The organism is Mesorhizobium sp. M1078 (assembly GCF_040318615.1).
GTDB lineage: Bacteria > Pseudomonadota > Alphaproteobacteria > Rhizobiales > Rhizobiaceae > Mesorhizobium.
Genome location: NZ_JAMYMP010000081.1, coordinates 1 through 2,533, shown reverse-complemented (window position 1 = coordinate 2,533; position 2,533 = coordinate 1). Strand labels below are relative to the sequence as shown.

At 60.7% G+C, this 2,533-nt stretch carries 2 protein-coding genes; one reads left to right on the top strand and one right to left on the bottom strand.

Going from position 1 to position 2,533, the window contains the following annotated elements; translation table 11 throughout:
• Window positions 1–226, top strand: a 226-nt coding sequence (locus NKH38_RS33130) for a hypothetical protein (protein WP_352904878.1), incomplete at its 5' end; no start/stop codon positions are given.
• Between the two features lie 574 nt (window positions 227–800).
• On the opposite strand, the gene NKH38_RS33125 is transcribed toward NKH38_RS33130, so the two are convergent.
• Window positions 801–1,985: an acyltransferase family protein gene (locus tag NKH38_RS33125; RefSeq protein WP_031214296.1), complete on the bottom strand. Its 1,185-nt coding sequence runs from the start codon at window positions 1,983–1,985 to the stop codon at window positions 801–803.
• Window positions 1,986–2,533: the final 548 nt, after the last annotated feature.

Below are 2,533 nucleotides of genomic sequence, written 5' to 3'. Positions count from 1 at the left end.
GGACGCCATGGCAAACCTTTTCATCCGCCGCGAGGGCACGGATGCCACCCTGCCGCCGCTGCTGATCGGCAGCCACCTCGACAGCCAGCCGACCGGCGGGCGCGAGGCAATGGCGAAGCTGATCCAAACGGCAGACGCGAGGCGCATCGCTTTCGTCGAATGTGCCCGCACTCGTGCACCAACGCGAAAGTTGCATGTGGCAGGGGCGCTCAACTCTCGGCAATAAGACGGCCCGCCGCTCTCGGCCCAGACGCGGCGGGCTTTTGCTTTGCAGATGCACCCGATCGAGGGCTGGCGCAATCCATTGATCCGAAGACTACAGCAGGATGTGGGCCTTGTGCCCGATCAGACCAGCCAAGATGATTATCACCGCCAAAACCACTGCCCATGAACAGGTTGCGGGCGACAAGCGCCTTTTCTCCCCGCGTACCGCTTGATCTCGCCAGCGCTTAGCCTAGTCAGCCCCTATGTTCATCTTGATCATCGGTTCGGTTGCCTTATCCACCACAGCAGGAAATCGCCGCGACATGCGCCAGCGCAGGGGAAGGGTTTGCCTGCCCGTTCCGGCTGAGTCGGCGCACCGTCTTAAGCTGAACTTCGGAAAAATTCGTCAAAGCGACAGTTGACGACAAGCTGATCTGGCCCTGTCTCATTCTCGTGGCCTCGCGCTTGTCGCCAATTACATCTACGACAACATTATCCGGTCCCTGCTGCGGCATCGGCCTTCATCTCGCCGCACACAAGAGGGCGTGACACAGTCGTAGGTGAATTCAATCGAGGGAACTGGCTGACTTGGCGCCCTACTCCGCCGGGGTCTTCTCGAGCACCGGCGCAGTTTTCCGGCCAAAGCGCTGGACGACGAAGCGGCCCGCCTTCTGGCCGGGGACCTCGATCAGAGTGTAGGTGATCCAGGACAGCAACGTCACCGTCGGCAGCACAACGGCAACGACGATGGCGAAGCGCAGCGGCGCCGACAATTCGTGGCCGAACTCACTGATGACGAACGCCGCGACGGGCTGCAGCACCAGCAGATGGATCAGGTAGATGCTAAAGGAAAGCTCGCCCATCAGGTGGAAGAACCGGTTGCTGAGCGTCACGGCGATCGCTCGCGCCAGCGTTCCCGCCCTTCCAGGCAGCATGCGGTAGAGAACCAGGGCAAAGAAGCCCGCCACCAGCGCTTCGCGCACCAGAAGCTTGCCCAGCCCCTGATCGCCGCCAAAGGGCAGCGCCGCCAGCAGCAGCGCCAGTGCCAAGTACAGGATAGATCGCGGCTGGCTCTGATGCACGACTCCGGCCAGCAGCATCCCGCACAGGAATATCTGCATCTTCAGCGGCAGAAAGGACGGCATCGGAAAATGGATCGACAACAGCCGCATCGCAAACACGATGACGCAGCCGGCCGCCGCGACCACAAGGGCGCTCCTGATCCAGTCCAGCCTGCGCACCAGCAGCATGACGGCCGGGAACACGGCATAGAACTGCATCTCCAGCCCCAGGCTCCAGTCAGGCAGCGGCGTGCGATAGGCGAGGCTCGGCACCAGCCCAAACAGGAAGGTGAGATGAGCGACGATGTTTTTCAGGCTGCCGTCGAGGTAGCGTTCCGGCGCCTGGTGCGATCTGGAGAGGAAATCGTCGATGATGATCCTGCAATCGTAGAGATAGGGGCCAAGCGCCAGCGCCAGGAAAAGCATGACATAGAACAGCGGCGCAATCCTGAAATAGCGGCGCGTCCAGAATTTCAGCCAGGTTTCCGGTCTTTGCCAAGGCTCCTTTTCCTGGCGCAGCTGATAGTGGAACACCATCAGGAAGCCGGACAGCATGATGAACAGGTCGACGCCGAGATCCGGCTCGCTGACGATCGGAATTTGCCAGCCGGTCAAAAGCATGCAGTGCCCGACCAGCACCCAGATCGCCGCAAGCGCGCGAAGCCCGTCCAGGCATTCGATGCGCGACGATTTGATGATGCTGGTTTCGTAGCTAGCCATGTTGCACTGCAGCATGGCGCCTGAGGAGCGATTGTCAACCCGGTGAGAGATGACGAATTGCGGTTACGATGGCGGATGCCGAATTGTGCCGATCTCCTCGCCGGACAATAGGCTGAACGGACAGGCAGCTTTCAGGAAACCGTCAGCGCGGCCTGAACGACCGAAATGAGGCGCATTGCTGACCGGCAGCCTTGGGGCCGGGACCAGTAAGTCCGCTTGTGGCCAGTTAAGAACGACAGAGGCCGATCTCGACCCACATCAGCCATGCGGCAACATCCGGTTTCGCACAAGGCTGAGCCATGAGGGCAATGTCTTCAAAACGACGTGGTTGCATTATCGCTGTCCAGTAGGCCAAGCATGCTCGCATTCGAAACGCCAGTCGAATACGCTCAGCGAAGCTTTGAGCTAGGGAGGCAGGACAACCGCACATGGAGCGAAGGCTTAGCGCGATCCTTGCTGCCGACGTGGTCGGCTACAGCACGCTCATGGGCGAGGATGAGGTCGGCACGCTCGAACGACTGAAGGGTTGCCGTCGAGAACTGGTCGAC